Source organism: Cedecea sp. VD22, from assembly GCF_037150195.1.
In the GTDB taxonomy this organism is placed as follows: domain Bacteria; phylum Pseudomonadota; class Gammaproteobacteria; order Enterobacterales; family Enterobacteriaceae; genus Cedecea.
On record NZ_JBBCPX010000011.1, the window covers coordinates 108,088 to 134,743 of the forward strand.

Annotated in this window: 25 protein-coding genes; 11 read left to right on the plus strand and 14 right to left on the minus strand. The window is 57.5% G+C overall.

Features of this window, described 5'->3' with window-relative positions; all coding sequences use genetic code 11:
• Positions 1 to 34 precede the first annotated feature (34 nt).
• Both WFK85_RS17870 and WFK85_RS17875 read right to left on the minus strand, forming a co-directional pair.
• On the minus strand, positions 35 to 559 hold the full coding sequence (locus WFK85_RS17870; RefSeq protein ID WP_008458218.1) for a rhodanese family protein: 525 nt from the start codon (positions 557 to 559) through the stop codon (positions 35 to 37).
• Positions 560 to 567: 8 nt separating this feature from the next.
• Complete coding sequence (locus WFK85_RS17875; protein ID WP_166995667.1) at positions 568 to 870, minus strand: metalloregulator ArsR/SmtB family transcription factor; 303 nt, start codon at positions 868 to 870, stop codon at positions 568 to 570.
• A 66-nt stretch (positions 871 to 936) separates the two neighbouring features.
• Between WFK85_RS17875 and WFK85_RS17880 the strand changes: the two genes are divergently transcribed.
• Together WFK85_RS17880 and WFK85_RS17885 are read left to right on the plus strand one after the other, a co-directional pair.
• On the plus strand, positions 937 to 1,551 hold the full coding sequence (locus WFK85_RS17880; RefSeq protein ID WP_336709453.1) for a histidine phosphatase family protein: 615 nt from the start codon (positions 937 to 939) through the stop codon (positions 1,549 to 1,551).
• Between the two features lie 589 nt (positions 1,552 to 2,140).
• Positions 2,141 to 6,241 (plus strand): autotransporter outer membrane beta-barrel domain-containing protein, encoded by a 4,101-nt coding sequence (locus tag WFK85_RS17885; RefSeq protein WP_336709455.1) that lies wholly within the window; start codon positions 2,141 to 2,143, stop codon positions 6,239 to 6,241.
• A 90-nt stretch (positions 6,242 to 6,331) separates the two neighbouring features.
• Here WFK85_RS17885 and WFK85_RS17890 read toward each other — a convergent pair whose 3' ends face one another.
• Positions 6,332 to 7,297 (minus strand): AraC family transcriptional regulator, encoded by a 966-nt coding sequence (locus tag WFK85_RS17890; RefSeq protein WP_336709456.1) that lies wholly within the window; start codon positions 7,295 to 7,297, stop codon positions 6,332 to 6,334.
• Between the two features lie 81 nt (positions 7,298 to 7,378).
• Here WFK85_RS17890 and WFK85_RS17895 point away from each other — a divergent pair, with 81 nt between their 5' ends.
• Entirely contained in the window at positions 7,379 to 8,410 is a 1,032-nt protein-coding gene (locus tag WFK85_RS17895) for an SDR family oxidoreductase (RefSeq protein WP_336709458.1), read from the plus strand.
• Positions 8,411 to 8,413: 3 nt separating this feature from the next.
• Here the strand turns inward: WFK85_RS17895 and WFK85_RS17900 are convergent, their stop codons facing one another.
• The 4 genes from WFK85_RS17900 to WFK85_RS17915 are packed head-to-tail and all read right to left on the minus strand — an operon-like array spanning position 8,414 to position 12,196.
• Positions 8,414 to 9,787, minus strand: coding sequence for an MFS transporter (locus WFK85_RS17900; protein WP_336709459.1), 1,374 nt, complete (start codon positions 9,785 to 9,787; stop codon positions 8,414 to 8,416).
• A gap of 50 nt (positions 9,788 to 9,837) precedes the next feature.
• A complete protein-coding gene (locus WFK85_RS17905) occupies positions 9,838 to 10,686 on the minus strand; it encodes an AraC family transcriptional regulator (protein WP_336709460.1) in 849 nt (282 codons plus the stop codon).
• 9 nt (positions 10,687 to 10,695) lie between these two features.
• The gene (locus WFK85_RS17910; protein WP_336709461.1) at positions 10,696 to 11,646 is read right to left on the minus strand and encodes a 2-dehydropantoate 2-reductase; all 951 of its coding nucleotides are present in this window, start codon (positions 11,644 to 11,646) and stop codon (positions 10,696 to 10,698) included.
• 37 nt (positions 11,647 to 11,683) lie between these two features.
• Complete coding sequence (locus WFK85_RS17915; RefSeq protein ID WP_336709462.1) at positions 11,684 to 12,196, minus strand: winged helix-turn-helix transcriptional regulator; 513 nt, start codon at positions 12,194 to 12,196, stop codon at positions 11,684 to 11,686.
• A 188-nt stretch (positions 12,197 to 12,384) separates the two neighbouring features.
• On the opposite strand from WFK85_RS17915, the gene WFK85_RS17920 reads away from it, so the two are divergent.
• Positions 12,385 to 13,551: an alpha/beta fold hydrolase gene (locus WFK85_RS17920; protein ID WP_336709463.1), complete on the plus strand. Its 1,167-nt coding sequence runs from the start codon at positions 12,385 to 12,387 to the stop codon at positions 13,549 to 13,551.
• Here WFK85_RS17920 and WFK85_RS17925 read toward each other — a convergent pair.
• A complete protein-coding gene (locus WFK85_RS17925; RefSeq protein WP_166995684.1) occupies positions 13,508 to 14,440 on the minus strand; it encodes a LysR substrate-binding domain-containing protein in 933 nt (310 codons plus the stop codon). The two genes, WFK85_RS17920 and WFK85_RS17925, sit on opposite strands and share 44 nt — an antisense overlap.
• A gap of 120 nt (positions 14,441 to 14,560) precedes the next feature.
• On the opposite strand from WFK85_RS17925, the gene WFK85_RS17930 reads away from it, so the two are divergent.
• Entirely contained in the window at positions 14,561 to 15,241 is a 681-nt protein-coding gene (locus WFK85_RS17930) for a nitroreductase family protein (protein WP_166995686.1), read from the plus strand.
• Here WFK85_RS17930 and WFK85_RS17935 read toward each other — a convergent pair.
• Positions 15,238 to 16,104, minus strand: a complete 867-nt coding sequence (locus WFK85_RS17935) for an EamA family transporter (protein ID WP_166995688.1) — start codon at positions 16,102 to 16,104, stop codon at positions 15,238 to 15,240. The two genes, WFK85_RS17930 and WFK85_RS17935, sit on opposite strands and share 4 nt — an antisense overlap.
• A gap of 92 nt (positions 16,105 to 16,196) precedes the next feature.
• Between WFK85_RS17935 and WFK85_RS17940 the strand changes: the two genes are divergently transcribed.
• Complete coding sequence (locus WFK85_RS17940; RefSeq protein ID WP_336709465.1) at positions 16,197 to 16,982, plus strand: AraC family transcriptional regulator; 786 nt, start codon at positions 16,197 to 16,199, stop codon at positions 16,980 to 16,982.
• 47 nt (positions 16,983 to 17,029) lie between these two features.
• Here WFK85_RS17940 and WFK85_RS17945 read toward each other — a convergent pair whose 3' ends face one another.
• The 3 genes from WFK85_RS17945 to cbpA all read right to left on the minus strand — a co-directional run bounded on the left by WFK85_RS17945 (position 17,030) and on the right by cbpA (position 18,764).
• Positions 17,030 to 17,389 carry a hypothetical protein gene (locus tag WFK85_RS17945; RefSeq protein WP_166869063.1) on the minus strand — a complete coding sequence of 120 codons (360 nt, stop codon included), beginning with the start codon at positions 17,387 to 17,389 and terminating at the stop codon, positions 17,030 to 17,032.
• 149 nt (positions 17,390 to 17,538) lie between these two features.
• Entirely contained in the window at positions 17,539 to 17,844 is a 306-nt protein-coding gene (gene cbpM, locus WFK85_RS17950) for a chaperone modulator CbpM (protein ID WP_008458201.1), read from the minus strand.
• Positions 17,844 to 18,764 carry a curved DNA-binding protein gene (gene cbpA, locus WFK85_RS17955; RefSeq protein ID WP_166879086.1) on the minus strand — a complete coding sequence of 307 codons (921 nt, stop codon included), beginning with the start codon at positions 18,762 to 18,764 and terminating at the stop codon, positions 17,844 to 17,846. The genes cbpM and cbpA overlap by 1 nt, the downstream gene beginning before the upstream one ends.
• A 278-nt stretch (positions 18,765 to 19,042) precedes the next feature.
• On the opposite strand from cbpA, the gene WFK85_RS17960 reads away from it, so the two are divergent.
• From WFK85_RS17960 to WFK85_RS17975, 4 genes are all read left to right on the plus strand, one after another.
• Positions 19,043 to 19,312 (plus strand): type II toxin-antitoxin system TacA family antitoxin, encoded by a 270-nt coding sequence (locus WFK85_RS17960; RefSeq protein WP_336709467.1) that lies wholly within the window; start codon positions 19,043 to 19,045, stop codon positions 19,310 to 19,312.
• A gap of 3 nt (positions 19,313 to 19,315) precedes the next feature.
• Positions 19,316 to 19,840, plus strand: a complete 525-nt coding sequence (locus tag WFK85_RS17965; protein ID WP_166879091.1) for a GNAT family N-acetyltransferase — start codon at positions 19,316 to 19,318, stop codon at positions 19,838 to 19,840.
• A 148-nt stretch (positions 19,841 to 19,988) separates the two neighbouring features.
• Positions 19,989 to 20,573: a hypothetical protein gene (locus tag WFK85_RS17970; protein ID WP_166995692.1), complete on the plus strand. Its 585-nt coding sequence runs from the start codon at positions 19,989 to 19,991 to the stop codon at positions 20,571 to 20,573.
• Positions 20,574 to 20,864: 291 nt separating this feature from the next.
• Positions 20,865 to 21,344 (plus strand): RrF2 family transcriptional regulator, encoded by a 480-nt coding sequence (locus WFK85_RS17975; protein WP_008458195.1) that lies wholly within the window; start codon positions 20,865 to 20,867, stop codon positions 21,342 to 21,344.
• Between the two features lie 102 nt (positions 21,345 to 21,446).
• Here WFK85_RS17975 and oqxB read toward each other — a convergent pair whose 3' ends face one another.
• Entirely contained in the window at positions 21,447 to 24,599 is a 3,153-nt protein-coding gene (gene oqxB / locus WFK85_RS17980) for a multidrug efflux RND transporter permease subunit OqxB (protein WP_336709470.1), read from the minus strand.
• Between the two features lie 23 nt (positions 24,600 to 24,622).
• On the minus strand, positions 24,623 to 25,801 hold the full coding sequence (locus WFK85_RS17985) for an efflux RND transporter periplasmic adaptor subunit (protein ID WP_172744482.1): 1,179 nt from the start codon (positions 25,799 to 25,801) through the stop codon (positions 24,623 to 24,625).
• Between the two features lie 335 nt (positions 25,802 to 26,136).
• On the opposite strand from WFK85_RS17985, the gene WFK85_RS17990 reads away from it, so the two are divergent.
• The gene (locus WFK85_RS17990) at positions 26,137 to 26,487 is read left to right on the plus strand and encodes a helix-turn-helix domain-containing protein (protein ID WP_336709474.1); all 351 of its coding nucleotides are present in this window, start codon (positions 26,137 to 26,139) and stop codon (positions 26,485 to 26,487) included.
• Positions 26,488 to 26,656: the final 169 nt, after the last annotated feature.

Here is a 26,656-nt window from a genome sequence, read left to right on the forward strand (position 1 = left end):
AGATCAGAAATCGAGGCGGATAAAGCAAGATACGCTAGCGCCGGTTCCACGGCAGCCAGGCCAGTAGACGTGCCATACCGCAAAATCCGCTGATACCTGCGAACAACAAACCTGCTCCAACAAAGCCGGAAAGCAGGAAAAATCCGCTATTAACGCTGTACCCGAGCACGACCCCAAGCAGGATTAACGTCCCCGCCACAATTTGTACCTGCCGCATGATTGGCAGAGGCTGGCTTTTATCCGCCAGAATCTCCTGCCCGCCTTTTTTCCATGCTTCGAGGCCCCCAGCCAGCAGCATGACCTGGGCCGGTTCGGCAAGCGCCGCCAGCTTTTGGGCATGCTGAGAAGAACGCATTCCGGACTGACAGTGGAAAATCACCACGTCGTGAGGATCTAGCGGCCCCAGCCTGGCGCCGTTTTCAATGGCGGAAAGCGGCATCAGATGCGCCTCTGGAATGTTCTCACGGGCATGTTCATCCGGTTCGCGGATGTCGATCAGCGCGGCACCGCCGGCAATGAGCTTTTTCGCTTCTTCTGGCAAGATGGATGAAATAGTCATGATGTTCCTCAGGGGCAGTAAATGGTTTTCAGCGTCGCGATCACTTCGCGTACCGCGCTATTTTTGATGAAATAGAGCACACGCTGAGCATTACGCTGGTGCGCTATGAGCCCTTCATCCTTCATTTTCGTCAGATGCTGGGAGGTCGCTGAGGGGCTCAATCCTGCGGCGGCGGCAAGTTCTCCGGCCCCGGTGCCTGGGGAGTCGAGCAGCAGGCAGAGGATCAGCAAACGCCGGGGATTACTCATGGCTTTTAGCAATTTGGCGGCTTCGTCCGCACTGGACTGAAGCTGGGAAAGTTCAGGTGTCATGATTTTTACTTTAGATAACTCTAAATTTAGTAAATGCTAAATTAAATTTTCAACAAAGGAAAGAGCGTGCGGGCAATTCTGGTACGGCATGGCGAAAGTGAGGGGAATCAACAGGGGATTATTCAGGGGAGGCTGGAAAGCCAGCTCACGGCGCGGGGGCTCCGGCAGAGCTTTGCGCTGGCTGCCGAGTTGGCCGATTTATCCGCCCCCCATATTTATACGTCACCGGCGCTGCGTGCACAGGGCACGGCTAATGTGCTGGCCAGTGAATTGCGCAGCCAGACAACCGTGGATGAACGTCTACAGGAACGTGATTTTGGCCCACTCCAGGGGCTAAATGTTATCGAGGCGCAAAAAACACATCCCGGGCTGTTTAATACCCTGCTATCGGGCGAGCCGCACCGGGTGACTCCTGAAGGGGAGTGCCTGGATAACGTTAGTCGCCGCCTGTTTTCCTGCCTGAACGATTTGAATGAACGCCACCGGAACGACACGGTGATTATTGTGACTCACGGCCATGCTTTGGAAATTGTCATCTGGCAATTGAAAGGCGCTTTAATTACCGACGATCTCAGACAATATGGACATCAAAACTGCAGTTATAGCATCATGAATATTGAAGGTGAATGTATCAAATTGGTTAAATGGGGGATTGCGACGCATTTACGTGATATTAAATAGACTTTGCTGGGGCTTTTTAAACTTGTTAATGGTTTATTTGTTGCACTGAAGTCAGGGTTTTTATTCATGTTTTTTTGATAGCTAAATTGATTTTTTGCTTTCAAAAACAAAATTAATGCTCACTTGCTAATAGGATTAATCTGTAAGTTGTCGTTTTTGAGTATTTCACGCCTATGGGTGTTTAATGGTTTTAAGGTAAATAAAAACAATTAGTTACTCTGTGTTTTTTGTCTTGGAACATCAGTTTTTATCCTCGCTCAAATTCTCCTTATTATTCATTCCATGCGTCAAATCAAATTGTAATACAATTTAGTTTTGCTTAAGTCTATTTTTGCGGTGTTAAAATTAGTCGTCGAAATAAATTTTTTTCATGAAATATATGGCCGTGAAATGTTAATTTCGTCATCGCTCTGGTGTTTTTGTAATTACATTAAATTAACACCAGAAACATTTTTTAGTGATTTTATCTTTCATTTGAAAGTTGTTTTCGTTCGTCTTTTAAAACCCGAAGGCAATTTTAAATAAATTGTTGCACGCCTGTTTCTGATATTTCGAATCAACAGACTCCGCAGAGTTAAAGAGGATGCAAATGCCCCGTATATTACCGAACCCCGGCAAGCGACGCTTGATTGCCACCGCTATCAGTGCCGCCTTATTAAGCGCCATTCCACAGCTAACGTTTGCCGCAGATGGCCAGACCGGTGGCCCGGCGACCTCTTCTGACAGCGCTCAGGGCGGCGGTGGCGGCACAATGGATACCACAACGGGCATCGGCGGCAACGGCGGTGACGGTGGTTCCGGTGAGCGTGGGCAGGGGAGCAGCCAGGGGGAAAATGGCGGCGCAGGAAGCGTGAATGGCGTGGATAATTCACTCCCTCCAGGCACCGCTACCGGAGGCACAGGCCAGCAGCCAGACGGGACAGCCACCAACGGCAGCGGTTCTGCCGGCGGCGGCGGCGGTGGCGGCTCAGCCGGGTCGGTGCTGAACAGCAGCAGCGGTAGCAATAGCGGCGATATCACAGGCGGAAATGGTGGTCGGGGAGGCAACGGCGGCAGCAATACCACGGACGTGGCCGATGCGGGCAACGGGGGTAACGGCGGTGACGGTGGTGACGGTGGCGCTGGCGTGCTGATCACCGGCACGGGCAGCTATACCAACGGCGGTTCCATCACCGGCGGCGACGGTGGTACCGGGGGTAACACCGGAAGCGCAGCGGCAAACGACCAAACGACGGCGGGAGAAACGCTCCACGGCGGCAGCGGTGGAGCAGGCGGCGCGGGCGGGGATGGCGTCATGTTGACCCAGGGCGGGAATGTCACTAACACCGGGGAAATTACCGGTGGGCGGGGGGCCACGGGCGGCCTTGCGGCTAATGCCGACACCAAAAGCAACGCCAATGTGATCGGCGTTGGCGGAAGCGGCGGTGAGGCGGCCGAAGGCGGGAGCGGGGTCTGGCTGAGCGACACCAGTACGATAACCAACAGCGGCAGAATCCTGGGCGGCGGCGGCGGCGACGGTGGTAACGGCGGGGCGGTTGAGTCTGGCCAGGGAACAGGCGTTGTAGGGTATGGTTCTGCAGGCGGCAACGGCGGCAGCGGGATTACGGTTAAAGGCAGCGGCAACGTCATTAATAACAATGGCGGCCATATTATCGGTGGCAACGCCGGGACCGGTGGCGGCGGTAACTCTAACAGTACCGGGGATAATCTCAGCGGTGGTGACGGCGGTGACGGCGGGAAAGGCGGCAGCGGGATCGAGCTTGAAGGCGGCGGCAGCGTCAGTAACTTCGGCGAAGTGACCGGCGGGCTCGGCAACCGCGGAGGCGGTAGCGGGAACTTAAGTACCTCGCAGGGCGGTGACTCCGGTGCCGGGGGCATTGGAATTGAAATCAACGGTGGCGGGGATGTTGTCAACGAAGCCAGCGGCGTCGTCACCGGCGGTAAAGGTGGGGATGATTCTGCGGGCGGCGGCGGCGTAGGTGGCGCAGGCGGTGATGCAGTCTCCATTGTCGGAGCCGGGAGCGTGACCAACCACAGCGCGTTTGTGGGCGGCGACGGTGGCGCGGGGGCGAACGGTAACAGCCCGACCTCCGACGGCGGGATCGGCGCAAAAGGCGGGAACGGCTTGTCCATTGACGGCAACGGTACGCTGACTAACGACAATGGCGCGAGTATCTCCGGTGGCCTGGGGGGAACCGGGGGCGGCAGCGGCGGTGATACCAGCCGCGGCGGTAGCGGCGGTCAAGGCGGGAGTGGCGTCCTGATTGGCGCTGGCGGCCAGGTCATAAATAACGGCGATATCCTTGGCGGCACGGGTAACCGCGGGGGAGGCGGGGGAGGTAATGCCGGTGGCGCTGGTGGCGCTGGGATCAGCATGACCTCCGGCGGCGGGAGCGTCGTTAATACCGGCAGGATTTCGGGCGGTAACGGCGGTGAACCCGGTACAGCAGGCGGAATAAACGGCGTCGGGGATATTGGCGTCGGCGGAGTCGGGATCAGCGGCAGCGATATGACTATCGTCAACAGCGGAACCATCAGCGGTGGGCTGGATTTCAACGGGCAAAACCACTCGCAGGCCATTCTTTTTAACGGCGGAACCAACTCCCTGGAGCTGCGCGACGGCTATAACGTGCAGGGCACCGTGCAGGCTACGGCCGGTGATGACACGCTTATTTTGGGCGGTGATGCCAATAGCCAGTTCGATGCCGCCAAGATTGGCGACAGCGTCCAGTATCAAGGGTTCGAACATTTCCATAAAACGGGGGCGAGCACTTGGGCATTGAACAATACCACGGCAGCGGCCACGCCCTGGACTTTGTACGCCGGCATTTTACAGATTGCGCAGAACGGTGCGTTGGGGGCCGACACCAGTTTGTTGACCTTCGACGGTGGTACGCTGCAGGTAACTAATAGCTTTGATTTAGAGCGCCCCATCACGCTGGAAAACGCGGGTGGGACGCTGGACACTCAGGGGTTCAATACAACCATCAATCAGGGCGTGACCGGCAGCGGGGCGTTGACCAAGCTTGGCAGCGGGGCGTTGACCATGGCCGGGGACAGCACCTACACCGGCGCGACCACGCTGGCGGAAGGGAGCCTGGACGTGACGGGATCTTTGGTCAGCGATGTTATGGCTAAGAGCGCGACTCTGCTTTCTGGTACGGGCAGTATCGGCGCAGCCACGCTGGAAACCGGCAGTACCTTAACCATCGGCAGCCCGCAGCAGACAAACGACGACGCAGCCAGTTTCACCGTGAACGGCGATCTGAATAACAGCGGACTTGTGAATCTTTCTCGCCGTGCCGATATCGTCGGTAACACACTGAATGTCGGCGGCGATTATACAGGCGGCACCGACAGCCAACTGAACGTGAATACCGTGTTGGGGGATGATGCATCTGTCACTGACAAGCTAGTGATTCAGGGGGCGACGTCTGGTTCAACCGTGCTGGCGGTCAACAACGTTGGCGGCCAGGGGGCTGAAACACAGCAGGGGATAGAAGTGGTGGCCGTGGGCGGCAACTCTGCGTCAGGCGTATTCACTCAATCCGGGCGTATTGTTGCCGGGGCATGGGACTACAGCCTGGTGCAGAAGGGGCAGAATTGGTATCTGACCTCTATGAGCAATCTACCTCCGGAACCGCCTGTTGATCCTGTGACACCACCAGTCGATCCTGTCAGGCCTACGGTACCACCGATCCAGCCCGATCCGGTGCCGGTTTATCGGCCTGAGGCGGGCAGCTATCTGGTGAACCTGACGGCGGCGAATACGCTTTTCAACCTGACGCTGGACGATCGCGAAGGTGCCACAGAATACCATGCCCCGCTGGATGAACGCGGCATGGCCCGCAGCACTTTCTGGCTGCGTCAGGAGGGCGGGCAGAACCGCTTCCGCACCGGGGAAGGCCAGGTAAGCTCCAGCGCCAACCGCTACGTTGCGCAACTGGGGAATGAATTCCTGCACGGCACCAGCAATCAGACCGACCGCTGGGGCGCTGGGCTGATGGCAGGCTATGGCAACGTGCAGGGCAACTCACGTTCAAATTTGACCGGCTATCGCTCTGAGTCCGAGCTGGACGGTTACAGCGTCGGGGCTTACGGCACCTGGTACCAGAACGCCGTTTCCCGCGAAGGCGTCTATGTTGACGGCTGGGTGATGTACAACTGGTTTAACAACCGCGTCAGCGGTGATGATTTGCCGAACGAGGATTACAAGAGCCGCGGCTTCACCGCGTCGCTTGAAAGCGGCTATAACATGCTGCTTAGCGAAAGCGAGCGTCAGGCCGTCTACCTTGAACCTCAGGCGCAGCTGACCTGGATGGGCGTTCACAGCGCTGAACATACGGAAGCTAACGGCACTCGCGTGCAGGACAGCGGCCAGGGTAACCTACAGTCTCGCCTTGGCGTACGGTTATATCTGCGCGGCCACCGCACAGAGGACGACGGCAAAGGGCGTGAATTCAAGCCTTATGTAGAAGCAGACTGGCTGCATAACACCAAAAACTTTGGCGTGAGAATGGGGGATAAGCTGCTCAATGAAGAGGGCGTCCGCAACATCGGCCAGCTCAAACTTGGCGTGCAGGGGCAGATTTCCCATGATCTCAATATGTGGGGCGGTGTTGCCCAGCAAATCGGCGACAAAGGCTACCACGACACCTCCGCGATGATCGGCGTGAAATACGGGTTCTGATAAACCAACAAAGCGGCCGGAATAACCCGGCCGTTTTTTCATAAAAAGACCTTTTTCCCCTTCTCGCCACTGTGCGGCGTTTTTTTATTCTCAACTTACCGTGTTGCGAGCGGCGTTACGCCAGGCTCTGGGTGACAGCCCGGTTTCGCGCTTAAAGGCGTTGCTAAAAGCGCTTTCGGAGGTGTAGCCGAGGGACTGGGCCACCATGGCAATTTGGTCTGCCTGCTCGCGCAGTGCTTTCTCCGCCAGCCGCATACGCCACTGGGTAAGATAAGCCACAGGCGTAATGCCCGATACGTTACGGAAATACTCCGCAAATGTGGTGCGCGACATCGCACAGGCTTGGGCGAGATCTTCCAGGCGCCAGTTCCGAGCCGGGTTGGTGTGGATAAGCTGCAGCGCCGGGGCTAGGCGGGCATCTCCCAATGCGCGTAGCAAACCTGCCGGAAGCGAACTGCTGGTTTGCAAATGGGCACGAAGGATCTGAATAAACAGCAACTGCGAAAGCTGCGCGGAGGCGAGCTGGGTGCCGGGCTGGGCCGTTTCTCTTTCGGCAATCAGCTGATCGAGCAGCCAGCGGAAAGACGCCGCCTGCGGGGATGCGGCCGGGATGTGAATCCACTGCGGCAACACCTGAGCAAGCATCTGCCCGCGATGGGGATCCAGCAGGACGTGGCCGCCCATATACTCAAACTCTTTCCCTTCTCCCAGCACGGCGTAGTTCCGCTCTCCGGCCTTAAAAACGCTCATCGCATCGACCGGTTTGATCTCTGGTGAGCTGGCGACAATAAACGCCCGCCTGGCATTCAGCAGGCCGACATCGCCGGTGCAAAAATAAATCGGTTCCGCATGGCCTTCGAGCATCACCCAGCAACTGCCTTTGACGATGGCGAAGAACTTAATTTTGTCCGGAGGTGGGAAGTGAAGCGCCCAGTCGCCGCCCGCGGTAAAGCCGCCGGTGACCAGCGACTCGGCGTCGGCAAATTTGAGGATTTCAGAAAAAGGATCGGTGTGCATTTCCGTACTATCGCGCAAGTAGAACGGACTATCAAGCATTCAAAATCCAGCTGACCGGCGTTATTCTGCGCAGCAAGTGAACGTATGCCGCCTGCTTGCCAGGCCACAGAGGACCAAAGCATGACACAAGATATTGTATTAGTTACCGGTGGAACCGGATTTATTGCTCAGCACTGCATCATTACCCTGCTGGCAAAAGGCTATGAAGTTCGCACCACCGTACGTTCCGCTGACCGCAAAGCAGAAGTGCTCCAAAACCTGAAAGAGGGCGGCTGCGAGCCCGGAGAGCGCCTCTCCTTTTTCATCGCTGATTTAATGGCGGATGAAGGCTGGGCTGAAGCGATGGCCGGGTGCCGCTACGTGATGCATGGCGCATCGCCGACGCCTTCCGGCAACCACGCCACCGACGAGGACTGGATCAAACCTGCGGTAGACGGCAACCTGCGAGTGCTCCGCGCCGCAAGATTTGCCGGGGTTAAGCGCGTCGTCCTCACCTCAGCCTTTGGGGCCGTTGGCGTCGGGCACCCGGCAAGCCATCGCCGCCCGTTTGATGAAACGGACTGGAGCGACGTGTCCGGCAAAGTGTGGCCCTATCAAAAATCGAAAACGCTGGCGGAAAAAGCCGCCTGGGACTTTGTGGAGAAAGAAGGGCGTGGCCTGGAGCTGTCGGCGGTGAACCCGGTGGCGGTAATGGGGCCGGTATTGGGGCCTGATTTTTCCCATTCCACGCGGCTGGTGAAAAACATGCTGGATGGGCAAAAAGGCAATCCGAACATCAACTCTTGTTTTGTGGATGTGCGCGACGTGGCCGATTTGCATTGGCTGGCGATGACGCATCCTGCCGCCAACGGCGAGCGTTTCCTTGCCAGCTCCGGTCACAGCCTGCTGATGGTTGAGGTGGCGAAAATCCTGCGTAAACACCTCGGCGAAGCCGCCAGCAAAGTCTCCACCCTCGCGCTGCCCGACTGGATGGTGCGCCTGGCGGCGCACAAAAATCCGGGCATGAAAGGATCGCTGACTCTGCTGGGCGTCAACATGGACGTGACCAATGCGAAAGCGGTGAACCTGCTCGGCTGGGTGCCACGTCCACCGGAAGAAGCGATTGTGGCCACCGCCGAAAGTTTTATTCGCCTGGGCTTACTGGAAAAATAAGCGCTACTGCTTCGCGCTTAGCAGCAGCGCTGACAGCGAGGCGATAAGCCCGAAGAGTGACATCAGCAGCCACGCGGTGTGGTACTGCTCGCTGGCAACGGCGCTGCCGGACACGGCCACAAACACCGCCACGCCTATGGCGGCCCCAATTTGCCGTGAGGTGTTAATGATCCCGGTGCCGGTGGCATATTGCTGTGCCGGGAGCGCCGCCGTACCGCCTGCGATAAACCCCGTCTGGCCGATACCCGCTCCGGCTCCGGTCAGCATCAGCGCAGGCAGATAGGCCAGCAGATAGTCCGGTTCGGCGCTAAGGGCGCTGTACCACCAGAGGCCGGCTATCACATACAAAATACCGGCGGCGATGGTGAGTTTTTTAGGAGAAAGGCCCGTTCTGCCTGCGATCAACGCCGCGACAACGGCGGTGCCAGGGCCGAGGCCAAAAGCGGCGCCTGCCTCGACGGTCGGCCAGTGCCAGACCTGGGTCAGATACAGGCTACCGCCCAGCAGCATGATGGCAAATCCCATGTAGAAAAAGGCCATGCCAAGCGTGGCCAGGGTAAACGCAGGCACGCGGAATACCCGCAGGTTTAGCGCCGGGGCGGGCTGCGTCAGGCAGCGACGAACGAACAGCGTCAGGAAGACGAACGCCCCGCCCAACACCGTCCAAAGCCTGACGCTGGCGAAGCCCCAGTCGCTGGCCCAGGAGATCCCGGCCACCAGCAGCGCAAGCCCCGCAACCAGCATTAGCGAGCCGAGAATATCCGGGAAACGGCTCTTTACGATCTCCGTTTCCGTCAGGTGCTTGCTCAGCCACAGCGCCGGGATTGCCACCGGCAGGTTGATCAGGAAGATCAATCGCCAGTCGATATTCACCAGCGCCCCGCCGAGCATTGGGCCAAGCGCGGCGGCAACTGAGCCGGTAGCGGCCCAAATCCCTACCATTTGCTTATGGCGCTCTTTTGGGTACGCCGCCAGCAGCAGCCCCAGACTAGTGGGGATCATCAGCGCTGCGCCGATGCCTTTCAGGCCCCGAGCGCAAATCAGCGAGATAACATCCGGGGCAAAAGCACAGGCTATGCTCGCCACGGAAAACACCGCCAGACCTGCCTTGAAGATACGCTTGCGGCCGTAAATATCCGCTATTCGGCCTGCGGGCACCAGAAACGCAGCGAAGGCAATGGAATACGCGCTGATCACCCAGGACAGCGCCTGGTTAGTGGCCCCGGCAAAGCTATCGCGAATAGCCGGGAAAGCGAGGTTAACGACAAACAGATCTAGCGACGACAGCACGCTTCCCGCGCCAATCACAATCATGACCCAGGCGGACACTCGCGCGCTGGCCTGGCTGACGGACGGTGAATCCGTAGAATGAGACATACTCTGCTCCGAAGAAAGTAAGAACCTTAAAACGCAGGAGTATGAAAAGGTCAGCGGCGGCGGTATTGGATATTTGAAAAGTGTGCGCTAACAAATTGTGCGGGCGTGATGCCGAAGCAGCCTTTGAAGCGGCGAATCAAATGGCTTTGATCGAACAGGCCAACGGCGATGGCGACGTCCGAAGCAGGCTGGCCCGCGCGGAGCATTTGCCTGGCGGAGTCCATGCGGACTCTGTTGAGGTAGGCGTGCAGCGACAGGCCATAAGCGGCGCGAAACAGTTGGTTCAGCCGAACCCGGCTCAGGCCGGATGCCTGCGCCATATCTTCCGTGGTCAGCGGGGAGGCAAAGCTGGCATGAATCAGGTCGCGGACTTTGGCAATTCGCGGCTCGCGGCGTTCTTCCTGCGGCGTAAACCGGCGGGTGGAATAGCGGCTTAGCAGCGGCTTCAACGCGTCAATCAGCAGCACTTCCAGCGCTAAGTTATCCTGCGATTGAAACAGCGTGCGGTGTAGCGTTTGCAGCCTGGCGACGATATCAGGATCGCTCAGGATTGGGCTGGTGAAGCACAGTCCGTGGTCGGGATCCAGTTCCAGCTCGTGGGCAATGCCGTCCACAACCCAGGGCTGGACGTAGAGCATGCTGTAGGTGTAGCCCTGCTCGGAATAAACGCTGCCGTCGTGGGCATCCCCCGGATTCACGATCATCGCACTGCCGGCAGGCGCGATAATCGAGCCGCGGCCCAGGCCCACTTTAGAGGCCCCGACGTCCATAGTGCCGATCACAAAGTAATCGTGGGAGTGGCGCTCGTAGCGGTGCTTATTAAAATGGGCGTGCAGGCCCTGGAGCCCCTGCGACGGCGCCGCGACGAACTGTGTCCACTCGTTGGCGAGAAGCTCCATATGACCTCGTTATTTGAACGGCTGCTGGGCCGCCGCGCCTGGCGTGTGCTGGTGGGCGTAAACCTGGAGATGGCAGTACGCAGCCCGATAAAGGGGGACGTTCAGGCCGTGTCGAGTGGCGCGGGTAATCATATCGCCGACGATGGCATCACCTTCCAGGCGTGGCGCGTTGCTGGCAATGTCGCGCCTCATCGAGGCGGCCCAGGCGGATTGTGGATCCAGCAGGCGTTTTTCAATGCTGGTGATTTCCGCCTGCGGTAGCGCATAGCCTTCCGCTGCGGCGACGCTCAGGCTCTCCGAAATCGCCTGTTTCATCAGCGCCTCTCCGTCCCGTGTCGCCATGATATCTCCCACCGTGCCACGCATCAGGCAGTTCATTAACGCGCCGGAAGCCAGCATCACCCATTTGTTCCAGAGCGCCTGCATGATGTTATCTGACAGGGCGCGTGCGCCTGCGGAAGAGGCTAAAAGCGCGTAAACCGCTTTTGCTGCATCAAGCGTTGCGGGCGATCTCGCGCCGACAACAACTTGATCCGCCGCACCCATCTGTTTGATGTCGCCGTTGGCGTTAAGCGTGGTGGCAATATAAGCCGCGCCGCCGAGCACCCGGTCGCGGCCAAAACGAGCGTCAAGCTCGTCGTAAACCGAGAGGCCATTGAGGAAAGGCAAAATGGCGGTAGAAGGGCCAACTGCGGGCGTAATGTCCTCGATAGCCGCCTGCAGATCGTACGTTTTGCAACTGAGCAAAATCAGATCGTAGTCCGACCGGAGGCTCTCCCGGGTGACTGCGTTAACCGGGGCGTTAAAATCGCCCAAACTGCTTTCCAGCCGCAGCCCTTGCTTTGCCAGCAGCTCAGCCCGTTTTGGCCGAACGAGAAAAGTCACGTCAGCGCCGGCCTGAATCAGCCTTGCGCCGTAATAACCCCCGATTGCACCTGCCCCAACCACCAGTATTTTCATTACTTTTCTCGCTGAGTTTACGTTGATCTTACCCGACTTAGCTTTCGCTGGGTTCGGGGTTTCTGATTCGACCCGCCGAACGCCAGCGGGTGAGGTCGTCGGCGCCTGGCCCCAACTCCACCATGACGTCCTGCGGCGAAACTTGCTGCCCGGTTTCGGTATCCACGAGGGCAACTTTCACTTTATGGCCGCTGCTGCCGTCCACCATGAAAAGCGACGGCCCCACAAGGCCCGGGATATTCCACTTACTGCCTATCTGCATCATGCTCAGCAGCACCAGCCCGATATCCCGCCCTTTTTCGGTGAGCAAATATTCGTAGCGTTCCGGTCTTGTCTGGTAGCGCTGCCGGGTAATTAACCCTTGCTCTTCAAGCGCTTTTAACCTGTCGGACAGTGTGGCATTGGTGATGCCGCTGGAGCGGCGAAAATCGTCGTAGCGGCGGAGGCCTAAAAAGAGGTCCCGCATAATTAGCATTCCCCAGCGGTCGCCTAAGGCTCCCATCACGCAGGCGATGGAGCAGGTCATACCTTCAAAACCTTTCGAGCGCATAGCGTTCCTTATTTTTCATCAACGTGGACCCGGTAACAGTCTATAGCCGGATCTCTGCCTCCGGCCAATGGTTACGCTGCAGTTGATCTTTTTATTGTTACTCTTATTATAAGAGTTAATGGTGAAAGGGCAAGTTTTAAACAGCCCGATGCCAGAGAACCGTCGCTCATTTACCCAGGTGAATCTTGATGAAATCTACGCGTACCCTTACGAAAATCAGTCTGTTGTTAAGCCTTTTGCTGGCCGGTACCGGGCTCTCCAGCCCCGTATTTGCCGCCCCCGCGGCGCCCTGGGATACTCAGCTCAACCCGGCGGCACATCAGGCCAATGCCGTATTCAATGACTACAAGTTTCGGGATGGCGAAACGCTGGCTCAGGTGAAACTGCACTACGCCACGCTCGGGAAAGCTCACCGAAATGCGCAGGGAGAGATTGATAATGCGATCCTCGTGCTGCACTGGACGGGGGCGGACAGCCGGGCGCTGCTGAGCCCTGTCTGGACTAAATCCCTCTACGGGCCAGGCCGCCCGTTGGACTCGAGCCGCTACTACCTGATTTTTGCCGACAGCATTGGTCACGGCCAGTCGAGCAAGCCGAGTGACGGCTTAAAGGCAAAATTCCCCAACTACGATTACGGCGATATGGTTGATTTGCAGCACAAGCTGGTGACCGAAACGTTGGGCATTAAACATCTGCATGCCGTGATAGGGATGTCGATGGGGGGCATGAATGCCTGGCAGTGGGCGGTGGCATATCCGAACATGATGGACGGCGTCATGCCGGTGGTGTCGCTGCCGATCAAAGTTTCCGGGCGTAATCTGCTGTGGCGCAGAATGATCGTGGACTCGGTACGAGCCGATCCGGCCTGGCACAACGGCAATTATACTCAGGCACCCGAGAGCTGGCTTCAGGGCTACAACATCCTGCGAATGATGATCGACAGCGCGCCGGATCTGCAAAGAACGATCCCGGACGAGGCCGCGGCGGACAAGTTCCTGGCGAACAACCGTTTCACCGCCAACCATATCGACACCAACGATGTGATTTATTCGCTCAAATCCTCCTTCAGCTATAACCCGCAGCCTGACCTGAACAAAATCACCACCAAACTGTATGCGCTGAACTTTTCGGATGACGAGTTCAACCCGGACAGCCTGCGTGTGCTGGAAACCGAAGTGCCGAAGCTAAAACAGGGCCGCTACGTGGTGCAGGCAGGCACGCCAACATCGCCGGGGCATTTCACCATGACGCGCCCGGATCTGTGGGCTAATCACGTCGGCGAGTTTATGCAGTGGATTGGCGATAAACGAGTTAAGCGTCCTGCCAGTAGGGCGGAGAGCCAAACTTCGCCATAAAAAAGTCTATTGCGGTGCGGGTGTTGAGCGACGGAAAACGCCCGCCGGGGTAGAGCATATAGAGTGAATGGTCGGTGGCGCTGTAGGACGCGGTGTAATCCGTCATCATCGGGATAAGCCGCCTGGCCCGCAGCGCATCGCTGATTTGCCAGTCCGGGAACAGCACGATCCCCGCGCCATCTTCTGCCGCTTTCACCAGCATTTCAGCGTTGCCGGAGATGATTTTAGGCTCCGGCGTGAGCTGTACTTTTTCTTCGCCCTGCGTGAAATACCAGCGCTGTAGCCCCATCAGGCCGCGGTAGGCCAGCAGTTTATGGCTGTGCAACTCTTCGGGCTTTTGCGGCGTGCCGTAGCGTGCGAGATAGGCCGGGCTGGCGACCAGATAAGCGCGCTGGCGGGTAATAAAACGCCCGTGCAGCGAGCTGTCCTGCATCGGCGAGATACGCAGCAGCAGATCGGTGCCGTCCGCCAGCGGGTTGATGTAGTTATCGGTCAGGTTTAGCTCCAGCCGCAGCGCCGGATAACGTTCGCTGAATTCAGCAATCCACGGGGCGATGTGACGCAGGCCGAAAGACACCGGCGCGTTGAAGCGAAGCACGCCGCCGGGCTGCTGGCGGCGCTCGCTAATTTGGTTTTGCACCTGCTCAAGCTGGCTCAGCATTTCCCTGAACGCTGCGGCGTAAATATTCCCCGCCTCGGTGGCGACCACGGCTCGCGTGTTGCGGTAAAGCAGCTGTGTCTCCAGCGATTGCTCAAGCTGAATTACGGTGCGGGAAACGGAAGAGGGGGAAAGGTTCTCCTGGCGGGCCACTTCTGAAAAGCTGCCTTCGCTGATAACGGCAAGGAAGAGGCGCATTGAGCGCGCATTTATCTGGCTCAGATCTTTCATTTGTGCAATTTCCGCAAAAGTCCTTAATGGATTATACGGTTTTTCGCTACGTCCGGCAGCGTTATCCTCCCCGGCAAGTAACGATGTCCGGTTTCGCCGGGCAAGCACAGAGAGGATGGTATGAGCAATACAGTTTTGGCTTTTGACGAAGCCATACGTCAGCGTTTTTCATCCAGAGCGTTTCTGCCTACGCCGCTGACTGAGGCACAAATTCGGGATGTTTTGCAGGATGCCCAGCATTCGCCGTCCAACTGCAACACGCAGCCGTGGAACGTCCATATTGCCTCCGGCGCAACCAAAGATGCGCTGCAAAAGATGATGATTGAGAACGATATGGCGGGTAACGTCACGCCAGATTTCAGCTTCAGCTATGACGATTTTCACGGAGATTATTACGAGCGCAGCCAGCGCCAGGCGAAGGTTTATTACGATGCGCTTGGCATCGCCCGTGACGATAAAGAGAAGCGCCGCGAAGCGTATCTGCGTAACTTCAACTTCTTCGGTGCCCCACATGTAGCGTTCCTGTTTATGCCGTCGTTTGGCGACAACGTGCGCGTGGCGTCCGACATCGGTATGTACGGGCAGAGCTTCCTTCTGTCATTGGCAGCGCGCGGTTTTGCCGGTATTCCGCAAACGCTGCTCGGCTTCCATGCCGATGCGACGCGTAAAATTCTTGGCGTGCCGGACGAGTATCGCCTGCTGTTCGGGATCTCCTTCGGCTATGCCGATCCGGACGCGCCTTCTGCTCAGGTTCGCATGTGGCGCCAGAGCGTGGACGACAGCGTGACGCTGCATAACTAGCGGCTGAGCGGGCGCTCTTTTTTCATGCCGATGGCCAGGGCCAGCAGGATCGCCGCCAGAGAAAGCGCGCTGGTGAGATCGGGAACCTGGCCAAGAATCAGCGCCGAGCTGAGCATGGCGAAGACCGGGATCAGCAGAGAAAGCGGTGCCACGCGGGAAGCCGGGTATGTGTGAAGCAGGGTATTCCAGCCCCAGTAGCAGAAGTGCGTCGCGGCATAAACCTGGAACAGCAGCGAAAACACGGCCTGTTTATCGATATTCTGCGCCAGCGAAGTGAAGGGCGCGGAACCGTGCCAGGCCCAGGTCAGCAGCACCAGCGGCACAGGGGGAAACAGGCTGGCCCACACCACAAAAGCAAAGATCTCTTTCACGCCGGAAAGTTTGATGATGATGTTCCCGGCGCTCCAGGCCAGCGCGCTGATCACAATCAGTATCAACCCGGTTAGCGTTGCGCTGCCGGCGCTATCCAGCACCACGCCAAGCAGCCCCGCCGCCGCCAGAACAATACCGCAGCGCTGCGGGCGAGTAAGGCGTTCGCCAAACAGCAGAACACCCCAGCCCAGGGTAAAAAAGGCGCTGAGCTGGATAAGCAAGGCGGCGCTGCCGGGCGGCACGCCAAACGCGATGCCCAGATTGATCAGCGCCCACATCGCCACGCCAAAAATCAGGCCATAGGTTGCTACCCAATGCAAGGCTACTGCCGGGCGTTGGATAAAGAAAACCCACGGCAGGGCGGCAAACGTAAACCGCAGGGCGGTTAATAGAAGGGGATCTATCTGGGCCAGCCCGAGCCGGGTAAGAGGAAAGTTAATCCCCCAGGCGGCGGTGACGGCCAGGGCGAGAAAAAGGTGTTTGCGCTGCATGTCTGTGTCCGGTGAAAAGTGTCGCCGTGACTGTAGCGCTTCCCGAATTGGCCTGCTTTTATTAACGGGTCAATTTTTGTTAAAATTGGGCCATGCAAAATAACATCACAGCAGTTTATCAGGATTCGCCTCAGGCAATCATCGTCACGGAAAAGCACTTCGCCGATGGGGATTGCTTCCCGGTGCACAGCCACGATCGCGGGCAGTTTGCCTACGCCGCAAGCGGCGTCATCTCCGTGGAGACGCCAGATGGAAACTGGGCAGTGCCGCCGCAATGCGCCATTTGGGTGCCGGGCGGCCTGGTTCACGCCATGCAAATGCGCGGGCCGGTCATCATGCTTAACGGCTATATCAGTGACGCCGCAGCGCACAGACTTAGGCTGCCGCAGACGAGCCAGGTTTTTGGCGTGTCAATACTGCTACGTGAGCTGCTGGCGCAGGCCGTGGCCCTGGCTGAGGTCTCCCAACCTGAAGGGCGAGGCCGGAGCCTGCTTGATTTTCTGCTCTATGAAATTGCCTCGATGCCCGCGCTTTCTCTCAATGCCCCGCTGCCCGACGAACCTCGTTTGCAGGCGGCCTGTCGGGCGTTCTTACTGGCACCTTCGCTGGAAATGTCAGTTGATGATATGGCTGCGCGCGTGGGCATGAGCCGCCGAACCTTTACCCGCCAGTTCAGGCAGCAGACCGGCATCAGCTTTGTAGCATGGCGGCAACAGGCCTGCCTGCTGACGGCGATAGGTCGGTTAGGTGAAGGGGAGGCGATCACGCGCATTGCGCTGGATTTAGGCTACAGCAGCCCTGGGGCTTTTTCTGGCGTGTTTAAAAAAGCGCTGGGGAAAACGCCGGGACGATATTTTGCTGAAAAACGGACAGATTGAGGCAATAAAAAAGCCGCTTTCGCGGCTTATTGTTTAAAGAAAGCTAATTATTCAGTGACCTTTTTCTTCAGGTCAGCAGCGCCTTCTTTGGTCTTATTCCAGCCTTTTTCAGCACCTTCTTTGGTTGCGTCCCAACCTTTCTCGGTGCCTTCTTTGGTTTTATGCCACGCCTTCTGGGAGCCTTCACTTATCTTGCTGCCCGTGCTGTCGCTCTTCCCTTCGGCGGCGTGTTTCGACTTAAGCTTCAGCTCTTCGCCTTTGTTCTCTGCCTCGTGCAGTTTCTCTTTGGCGGTGTTCGCGCCTTCGTGTGCTGCAGCGACGGTCTCATCGGTTGCATGTGTGGTGGTCGCGGCAAAAACAGGGGCAGCCAGCAGAATTGCAGATAAAGCGATGATCGTTTTTTTCATAATATCCTCAACAAACGTTATCAGTCCTTATGACCGTGAATAAGCCTGGCACAGCGAAGCGGATGTTGCCTTAGGTAATATTCCTAAATGAGTCAGGATGTTTACGGCTGGTGGATATATTCTGCTGAATAATCCACCAGAAGATAGGCTTATGGGTGGCGAATAAAACGCCCTATACGCTGCCGGAGCAGGCGATTCTCCTGGCGTAGGCGTTCGTTCTCCTCCAGCAGGGTGAGCGCCACGGCGATGCCCGGCCAGTCGAGTTCTAATTCTCGTCGTAGCCGCAATGCCCGCTGCGCTATGTTGATCGCGTGGTCGTCAAACTGCCACGGCCTGACTTCAAAATCGTAAGGCTCGACGACGCCAAGACCGACGATCTCATTGAGTTCCTCCTCCTGAATGCCGGTGTGCAGACAGAACTCGGTGATGGTAAAAGTGACGGTGACGTTAGCCATTATTTTTTCCCCCAATCTTTGCGCGGATTGAACGCCGACTGGGCGTCTGCCAACTGTTGCCAAAGCGCCGCAGCGTTTTCATCCGGCTTAGGCGGCATCACGATTTTGATCACCGCGAACAGGTCGCCGGTGTGCTGTTTGCTGACCAGCCCTTTGCCCTTGATACGCAGCTTCTGCCCGGCCTGGCTGCCGGCAGGAATGGTCATCAGAATGCTGTCTTTGAGCGTAGGAACCTCGACTTTTGCCCCTAGCGCGGCTTCCCACGGGGCAAGCGGTACCACGACTTCAAGGTTGTGGCCGACGATGTCGAACAGCGGATGCGGCGCGATATGAATCACCAGCCACAGGTCACCGTTTGGCCCACCGTTTTCACCCGGTGTGCCCTGGCCTTTGAGCCGGATGCGCTGCCCGTCTCCGACGCCTGCCGGGATTTTTACATTCAGCGTTTTCGGGATTTCCTGCTCGACGATACCAAACACGTTATAGACCGGCAGCTTGTAGCTGATGGTGCGGCTGTGTTCGGCCAGCGTCTCTTCGAGGAATACGGCAACTTCGATTTCTAAATCGTGGCCGCGCGCGGCGTGCGGCTGGCGAGAATGCCTGGCCTGCTGGCCAAACATAGACGAGAAGATATCTTCGAAGTCCTGGGCGTTGTAGCTTTGCTCGCCGCCCTGGTGGAACTGCTGATTAAACTGCGGGTCGTTGCGGTGCTGCCACATCTGGTCATACTCGGCGCGGCGCTGCTCGTCGCTCAGTACTTCCCAGGCTTCCGCCACTTCTTTAAAGCGTGCTTCTGCGTCTGGCTCTTTGCTGACGTCGGGGTGATATTTGCGCGCCAGGCGGCGGTAGGCGGTTTTGATGGTTTTGAGTTCGTCCGTCGGTTTCACGCCCATGATGGCGTAATAATCCTTTAATTCCATAGCGTTATCTCGCATAAATCGGTGCATGCAGAACAGAACGTGCGGAAAAGTGTCGCCGATAAGTATAGGCCCGTTGCGGGAAGGTGGGGGCGGTGATGGCGGGTTTTTTCAGGCCAGGGGTCTGGCCAGAATTTATGACACCTTAAGCCTCGGACGCTGTTGAAAATTTATCCCGACAGGCGTATTGTTTATGTACGGTTTTTTTCCGTACATCTTAAGGTGTTCATTGATTTCATCCTCCTGCTGACACCTGCGGCAGGTCGGGGAGTAAATACAGGATGTCAGCTTTAAAAAAACAGCGCATCGACCTCAGATTGAGTGACGACGACAAAAGCATGATCGAAGAGGCGGCAGCCATGTCCAATCAGACGATCACCCAGTTTATGATTGCCTGTGCGTCGGCTCGCGCTGCGGAAGTGATCGAACAGCATCGCCGCCTGGTGCTAAATGAAGCATCGTGGAACCGAGTGATGGATGCCATTAGTAACCCGCCTGAACCGGATGACAGGCTAAAACGTGCAACAAGGCGTCTGAAAGACATGGAGTAAGCCGTGGCCGACCTGACTATTGAATTGTTTTCAGCAGACACCGCCTATGATTTTCACGGCTTTGACTGCGGAGAAACGTCTCTGAATGCTTTTCTCGCCGAACACTTTATTCGCCAGCACAATGGCCGCTTTTTACGTGGCTATCTTCTCGTGACCAAAGACGCCAACCCCAAAGTCCTGGGCTACTACACCTTATCCGGCAGTTGTTTTGAAAAAGAGGCGCTGCCGTCGAATAGCCAGAAACGAAAAATTCCTTATGCCAATGTGCCCAGCGTGACGCTGGGGCGACTGGCTATTCATAAAGATCTGCAGGGCCAGGAATGGGGTTCAACGCTTGTGGCTCACGCGATGAGAGTGGTTTATTTAGCGTCACAGGCGGTGGGCGTTCATGGGATTTTTGTCGATGCCATTAACGACAATGCGAAGCACTTTTATCAAAAATTAGGCTTTATTGCGCTGGTGGGGAAAAACGCTAATTCGCTTTTTTATCCAACCAGGTCGATTGAAAAATTATTTGAAGATGAATAAACGATCTATTTGATCGCCCGCCAGTTTCAGACTTACTGAATTGAAATCTAGTGCACTTCCTTCTATGGTCTGAGATCGGAGAATGATCGAGTATTTTCCGGGCACCTGCCTCTGGAATATTTTAATAAAGACTAAAAGGAATCTCGTTTTGAACACTTATCATATCGCTACCCTGGCATCTGTTTTTCTGCTGGCCGCCTGTGCTGGCCCGCAGTCGGCAAAAACATCGCAAATTAAAGACCTGGCGGCTCCGCAAACCATCGCTTTTGCCGGCAAAACTTACGGGCAATCCTTCACTCGCTCAACGCCGCAGCAGGCGGTGTGGGAATACACCACCGACGGTGAAAAAGCCGAAAACTGGCAGTGGACCCGGCTGATTACGGTTAACCAGATCAAACTCAATGCCCCGCTTGACCGCTGGATGCAGGCGACGGCGGTGGAGTTAAACCGCACGGTGCCGAAGCCACATTTCGATATAGCGAAAAATGGCGACGTGGCCGAGGTTCGGATTATCTATCTGCCGAAGCCGGGGGACGCAAAGCAAAGCGGCTACGAGTCTGACGTGTGGCTCGCCCGTGAGGCCTGCGGCGGCATCGTCAACCTGCAGTTTGCCCGCCAGTATCCCGCCGACGCGAAAGTAACCGAAAACGACATGGTGAAGCGTATTAAGGCGGATAACGACAAAGATATGGCGGCATTGCAGGCGTTAAACTGGAAAGCGGAGTGCCGCTGACCCGGGTCCCCGGTCAAATCAGGCCGGGGCATTTTATTAAACCTCAGCGGCATGACTTATTATTCAGCATGGCAAAGACTTGTATTAATTTACCGGCCTGCCAGAATTCATTTATTGAATAGTTTACTCCCGTAACTTATTGAAAATGAGCTTTCGATTATTTTGAGCTGGGTCCCAGGGAAAGCTCAGATTGCTTCAAAAAAAACCTGACATTTGTTATATTGTGCTGATTGCTTATTCACCTAAGCGGTGCCAAAAAGAACAAGATCCACCGCGACCCAGGAAAATGAAATGTTAGATTACCGCTTCCCGACAGCTTTGCAGATGGTTCTCAGCGTAGCGATGGCGGAGCAAATGGGTGAACGTTCGACCAGCGCAATCCTCGCCTACGGCCTGGAAGCCAACCCGAGCTTTATCCGTAAACTGATGGTTCCCCTCACGCGCGACGGCATTATTGTCTCGACGCTGGGGCGCAACGGTTCCATTCATCTTGGCCGCCCGGCCGAAGAGATAACCCTGCGAGATATTTACCTGTCGGTGATTGAAGACAAAAAGATTTGGGCTTCCCGCCCGGACGTGCCTGCCCGCTGCGTGGTGAGCGCCAATGCCTGCTGGTACTTTAAAACGATTGCGGAAGAAGCCGAAGAGGCGTCGCTGGCGGTGCTGGCTCGCCATACCGTGGCTAGCGCACTGGAGAAAGTGAAAAAGAGCGATACCAGCGGCTGCCAGCCGGTGCCTGAGCTAGAGGCGCTGTACAAAAAAGGCCATTAAGCGCCGCAGCCACTTTCCGCAGAAATAAAAAAACCGCCTCTTTGAAAGGCGGTTTTTTATTGGGCTCATCAGGCAGTTTTTACACCGCCTGATTTAGGGCATTCACGCCTCGACAGTTTTTACCTGGGTTTTGCCGCGCGTAACGAGCTTACGCAGCGTGACGTAGAACACCGGCGTCAGGAACAGACCAAACAGCGTCACCCCTAACATGCCCGAGAACACCGTCACCCCGGTCACGCCGCGCACTTCCGCCCCCGCGCCATGGCCCAGAATCAGCGGGATAGTCCCGGCGATAAAGGCAATCGAGGTCATCACGATAGGGCGCAGACGCAGGCGGCAGGCTTCCAGCGCGGACTCCATAATGCCTTTGCCCTGCATCTCCAGCTCGCGAGCGAACTCGACGATCAGGATAGCGTTCTTACAGGCCAGGCCCATCAGCACCACCAGCCCGACCTGGACGAACACGTTGTTATCGCCCCCGGTCAGCCAGACGCCAAACAGCGCGGACAGCATGGTCATCGGCACGATCAGGATCACTGCCAGCGGCAGCGTCCAGCTTTCGTACAACGCGGCGAGCACCAGGAACGCCAGCAGCACCGCCACCGGGAAGACGATCATCGCCGTGTTGCCCTGGGTTGCCTGCTGGTAGCTCAGATCCGTCCATTCGATGTTCATCCCGTTCGGCAGCACCTGGCCGGACATGGCGGCCAGTTTAGTCATAGCCTGAGCGGAAGAGAGCACGCGTGGATCGGCATCCCCGATGAGATCCGCCGCCGGGTAGCCGTTGTAGCGGATCACCGGGTCCGGCCCGTAGGTGGTGGTGATTTTCACCATGCTGCCGATCGGCACCATTTCACCCTGGCTGTTGCGGGTGCGCAGGTTGCCGATATCTTCCACGCTGTCGCGGAACTGCCCGTCGGCCTGGGCCATCACGCGCCAGGTACGACCAAACTCATTGAAGTCGTTCACGTAGGACGAGCCCAAATAAGTCTGCAGCGTGCCGAACAGATCGGTCAGCGACACGCCCTGGGCTTTGGCTTTGTCGCGGTCTACCTGCACATCCAATTGCGGCACGTTCGCCTGGTAGGTGGAGATCGGGAAGTGCATCCCCGGCGTTTGCATGATCGCGCCGGACATGGTGTTCACCGCGGTTTGCAGCGCCCCGTAGCCTAAGCCCGCCCGATCCTGGATATACAGCGAGTAGCCGGAACCCTGGCCCAGGCCCAGAATTGGCGGCGGCAGAATTGAGAAGCCGAAGCCTTCCTGAATTTGCGAGATTTTGGCGTTGATCTCGGCGTTAATTTCCGCCGCGGTATGTTTGCGCTCACCGAACGGCTTCAGGCCGAAGAACACCGTGCCGGTATTCGGCGTGTTGGTGAACTGCAGCGCGTTGAGGCCAGGGAATGCCACCGCGTAATCCACGCCTTCGGTGTTCATCCCGATTTCGCTCATCTTGCGGATCACCGCGTCGGTGCGCTCCAGCGAAGAGCCTTCCGGCATCTTCACGCCGCCGATCAGGTAGAGCTTATCCTGGGTCGGAATAAACCCGCCCGGCACGGTTTTGAACATCACTCCGGCAGCACACAGCAGCAGCACGTACACCGCAAACACCGCGCCACGGCGGCCAAGAGTTTTACTCACCAGGCCCTGGTAGCCGTCCGAACTGCGGTGGAAGAAGCGGTTGAACGGGCGGAACAGCCAGCCGAACAGGCGGTCGATCAGCCGGGTAGGCATGTCCTTCGGCGCGCCGTGCGGCTTCAGCAGAAGGGCCGCCAGCGCCGGGGAGAGCGTCAGGGAGTTAATCGCCGAGATCACCGTCGAAATGGCAATAGTCACCGCGAACTGTTTGTAGAACTGCCCGGTTACGCCGGAGAGGAACGCCATCGGCACGAACACCGCGCACAGCACCAGGGCGATAGCGATAATCGGCCCGGAAACCTCGCGCATGGCCTGATGCGCCGCCTGCAGCGGGGCAAGCCCTTCTTCGATGTTACGCTCGACGTTCTCCACCACCACGATGGCGTCATCCACCACGATGCCGATGGCGAGCACCAGCCCGAACAGACTCAACGTGTTCAACGAGAAGCCAAGCAGATAAAGAATACTGAACGTCCCCACGACTGAAACCGGGACGGCAATCAGCGGGATAATCGACGCGCGCCAGGTTTGCAGGAACAGGATCACCACCAGCACAACCAGCACCACGGCTTCCAGCAGGGTTTGCACCACCGCCCGAATGGAGTCGCGCACGAACACGGTCGGGTCATAAGGTGCAGCCCACTTCATGTCTTCCGGGAAGCGTGTGGACAGCTCGGCCATCTTGGCGCGCACGGCGTTAGACAGATCGATGGCGTTGGCGCCGGGGGCCTGGAAGATACCGATCCCGACCGCATCTTTGTTGTTCAACTGGGAGCGCAGGGCATAACTGCCTGAACCCAGCTCGATACGTGCCACGTCACGCAGGCGAACCAGCGACCCGTCCGGGGCGGTTTTCAGGATGATGTTGCCGAACTCTTCTTCGCTGTGCAGGCGGCCCTGGGCGTTAATCGAGATCAGGAAATCGCTCGCTTTTGGCAGCGGCTCTGCGCCGAGCTGACCGGCAGAGACCTGCACGTTCTGCTCCTGCATCGCCGTGACCACGTCAGAGGCCGTCAGGCCACGCGCCGCCACTTTGTTCGGATCCAACCATACGCGCATAGCGTATTCGCCGGAGCCGAAAATCTGGATCTGCCCTACGCCCGGCAGGCGCGCGAGTTCGTCCTTCACTTTCAGCGTGGCGTAGTTACGCATGTACAGCGAGTCGTACTTGCCGTTCGGCGAGAACAGATGCACCACCAGGGTCAGCGTCGGCGACTGTTTCTGGGTGGTGATGCCGAGGCGGCGAACGTCTTCCGGCAGGCGAGCTTCGGCCTGGGAAACGCGGTTCTGCACCTGAACCTGCGCCTGATCCGGATCGGTACCCGGACGGAAGGTTACGGTTGTCACCAGCACGCCGTCAGAGCCAGCAACGGATTTCATGTACATCATGTTTTCGACGCCGTTAATCGCTTCTTCCAGCGGCGTCGCCACGGTTTCAGCGATCACTTTCGGGTTGGCGCCAGGGTATTCTGCCCGGACCTGCACGCTTGGCGGCACGACGTCCGGGTATTCACTGATCGGCAGCAGCGGGATCGCGATAAGCCCCGTAATAAAAATCAGAATCGACAGCACCGCGGCAAAAATCGGCCTGTCGATAAAAAAGCGGGAAAAGTCCATGCGTCGGATTCTCTGGTAAGGGATCAGTTAACGGCAGCGCTGGTGGCGGCCATGGCGACAGGTTTCGCGTTCACCGGCATGCCCGGCATAAACACTTTCTGTAGCCCGTCGACGATGACTTTATCGCCAGGGTTCAGCCCCTGCTGCACGATGCGCAGCCCGGCGGCCAGGCGGCCCGGCGTGATGTCGCGGCGCTGGGCCTTGCCGTCTTTATCCACGATGTAGACGTATTTTCTGTCCTGGTCGGTCAGCACCGCTTTGTCGTTGATCAGCAGCGCCTGGAACTCTGCGCTGCCCGGCAGACGAACGCGGGCGAACAGCCCCGGCGTGAACTGACGCTGGGCGTTATCCAGCAGGGCGCGCATGCGGATGGTGCCGGTGCTGGCGGTGAGCTGGTTGTCGAGGAAGTCCACGGTGCCCTGATGCGGGTAACCTTCTTCGCCGGACAGGCCAATTTCAACCGGCAGGGCTTTATGGTCGCTGGACGCGCCCTGGCCGCTGCGGGCGAGGTTCTGGTAGTGCAGATAGGTGGATTCATCCACGTCGAAGTAGGCGTAAACCGTCTTCTGAGACACCACGGTGGTGAGCACGCTGGCGCTGTCGCCCGCCGTGACCAGGTTACCGCTGGTGATCAGCGCGCGGCTGGCGCGGCCGTCGATCGGGGCGGTGACTTTGGTGAAGTCGAGGTTTAGCTGCGCCGCGTCAACCGCCGCCTGGGCCGCACGAATATCGGCGTCGGCCTGGGTGGCGGCGGAGCGGCGCTGTTCCCACTCTTCGCGGGAAATCACGTTGGTGCCTATCAGCTTGTCGGTGCGGCTGGCTTCGCTGCGGGCGAGGCTGGCCTGGGTTTTGGCTCTCATCAACGCCGCCTGCGCCTGTTCCAGCGCGGCGCGGTAGGTTCTGTCGTCGATGGTGAACAGGACTTCACCTTTCTTCACTTCCTGGCCGTCGGTGTAGTTCACTTTGTCGATATAGCCGGAGACGCGGGGGCGGAGTTGAACGCTTTCCACCGCTTCGATGCGGCCGTTAAAACTATCCCACTGGCTGACGGGTTTCACCACCACGTCGGCGACGCTCACGGCTGGTGCCTGCGGCACGGCGTTTTGTGCGACTCCCCGGTCGCATCCGGCGAGCAGCGCGGCAAGCAGTACCGGCCCCAACACGCGCAGATGAAGGCTAACCCAATGTTTTTGCAGGCTCATTATTCTTATTCCGATAGTTGAAGTCGGCCGGGCAAGACGCAGCGGAGGGTGCCGCGCCACTTCCTTTGTCCGGGCTGACCTGAGGCCATTTGTGTCGCTCATCGGCACAAAATGTGTATCAATTACGAATACAGTATCGCGGCGATTGTAGGAAGGCGTAGAACTAAGTGCAAGAATAATTGTTGCACTTTCTGTGCTATTTGTGCCATTCGAAAAAGGCCCATTTGTAACGAGGATTTAATGTAACAATAAAACTTGCAATTATTGTCAAAGCAGGTCAGATTTAAATGCAACTGATAAAGATGCTTTTAACAAACCCGCAGGGGAGAGAGACAATGAGCACCGATGCCTTCATGCATGATTTACTCGGCTGGATTGATACCCACCTGGAGAGCCGCCTCGACATTAATACCGTTTCCGAGCGGGCAGGGTACTCGAAGTGGCACCTGCAGCGGATCTTCAAGCAGCACACCGGCTACAATCTGGGCGAGTACATTCGCGCGCAGAAGCTGAAAAAATCTGCTGAGCGCCTGAGCCGCACCGCAGAGCCGATCCTGAACGTGGCGATCTCCCTGGGCTTTGACTCCCAGCAGTCTTTCAACCGCAGCTTTAAGCGCCAGTACGGCATCGCGCCGGGCGTGTGGCGTCGGCAGCTGGCGCACACCGGGAACCGCTATGGGGCCTGAGAGACATCAACTTCCAGCCTGCTCTTTGGTCAGAGCGGGTTGGGGGATGCCTGTTTCTCTTTACGTCGTATTAAAATGGCGTTCAGCCTGTTGAATCAGAATGAATATATAGTCGATGAAATAAACCTGCCTATATACAATATATAACATAGTTAACCCGCCTTTTCGC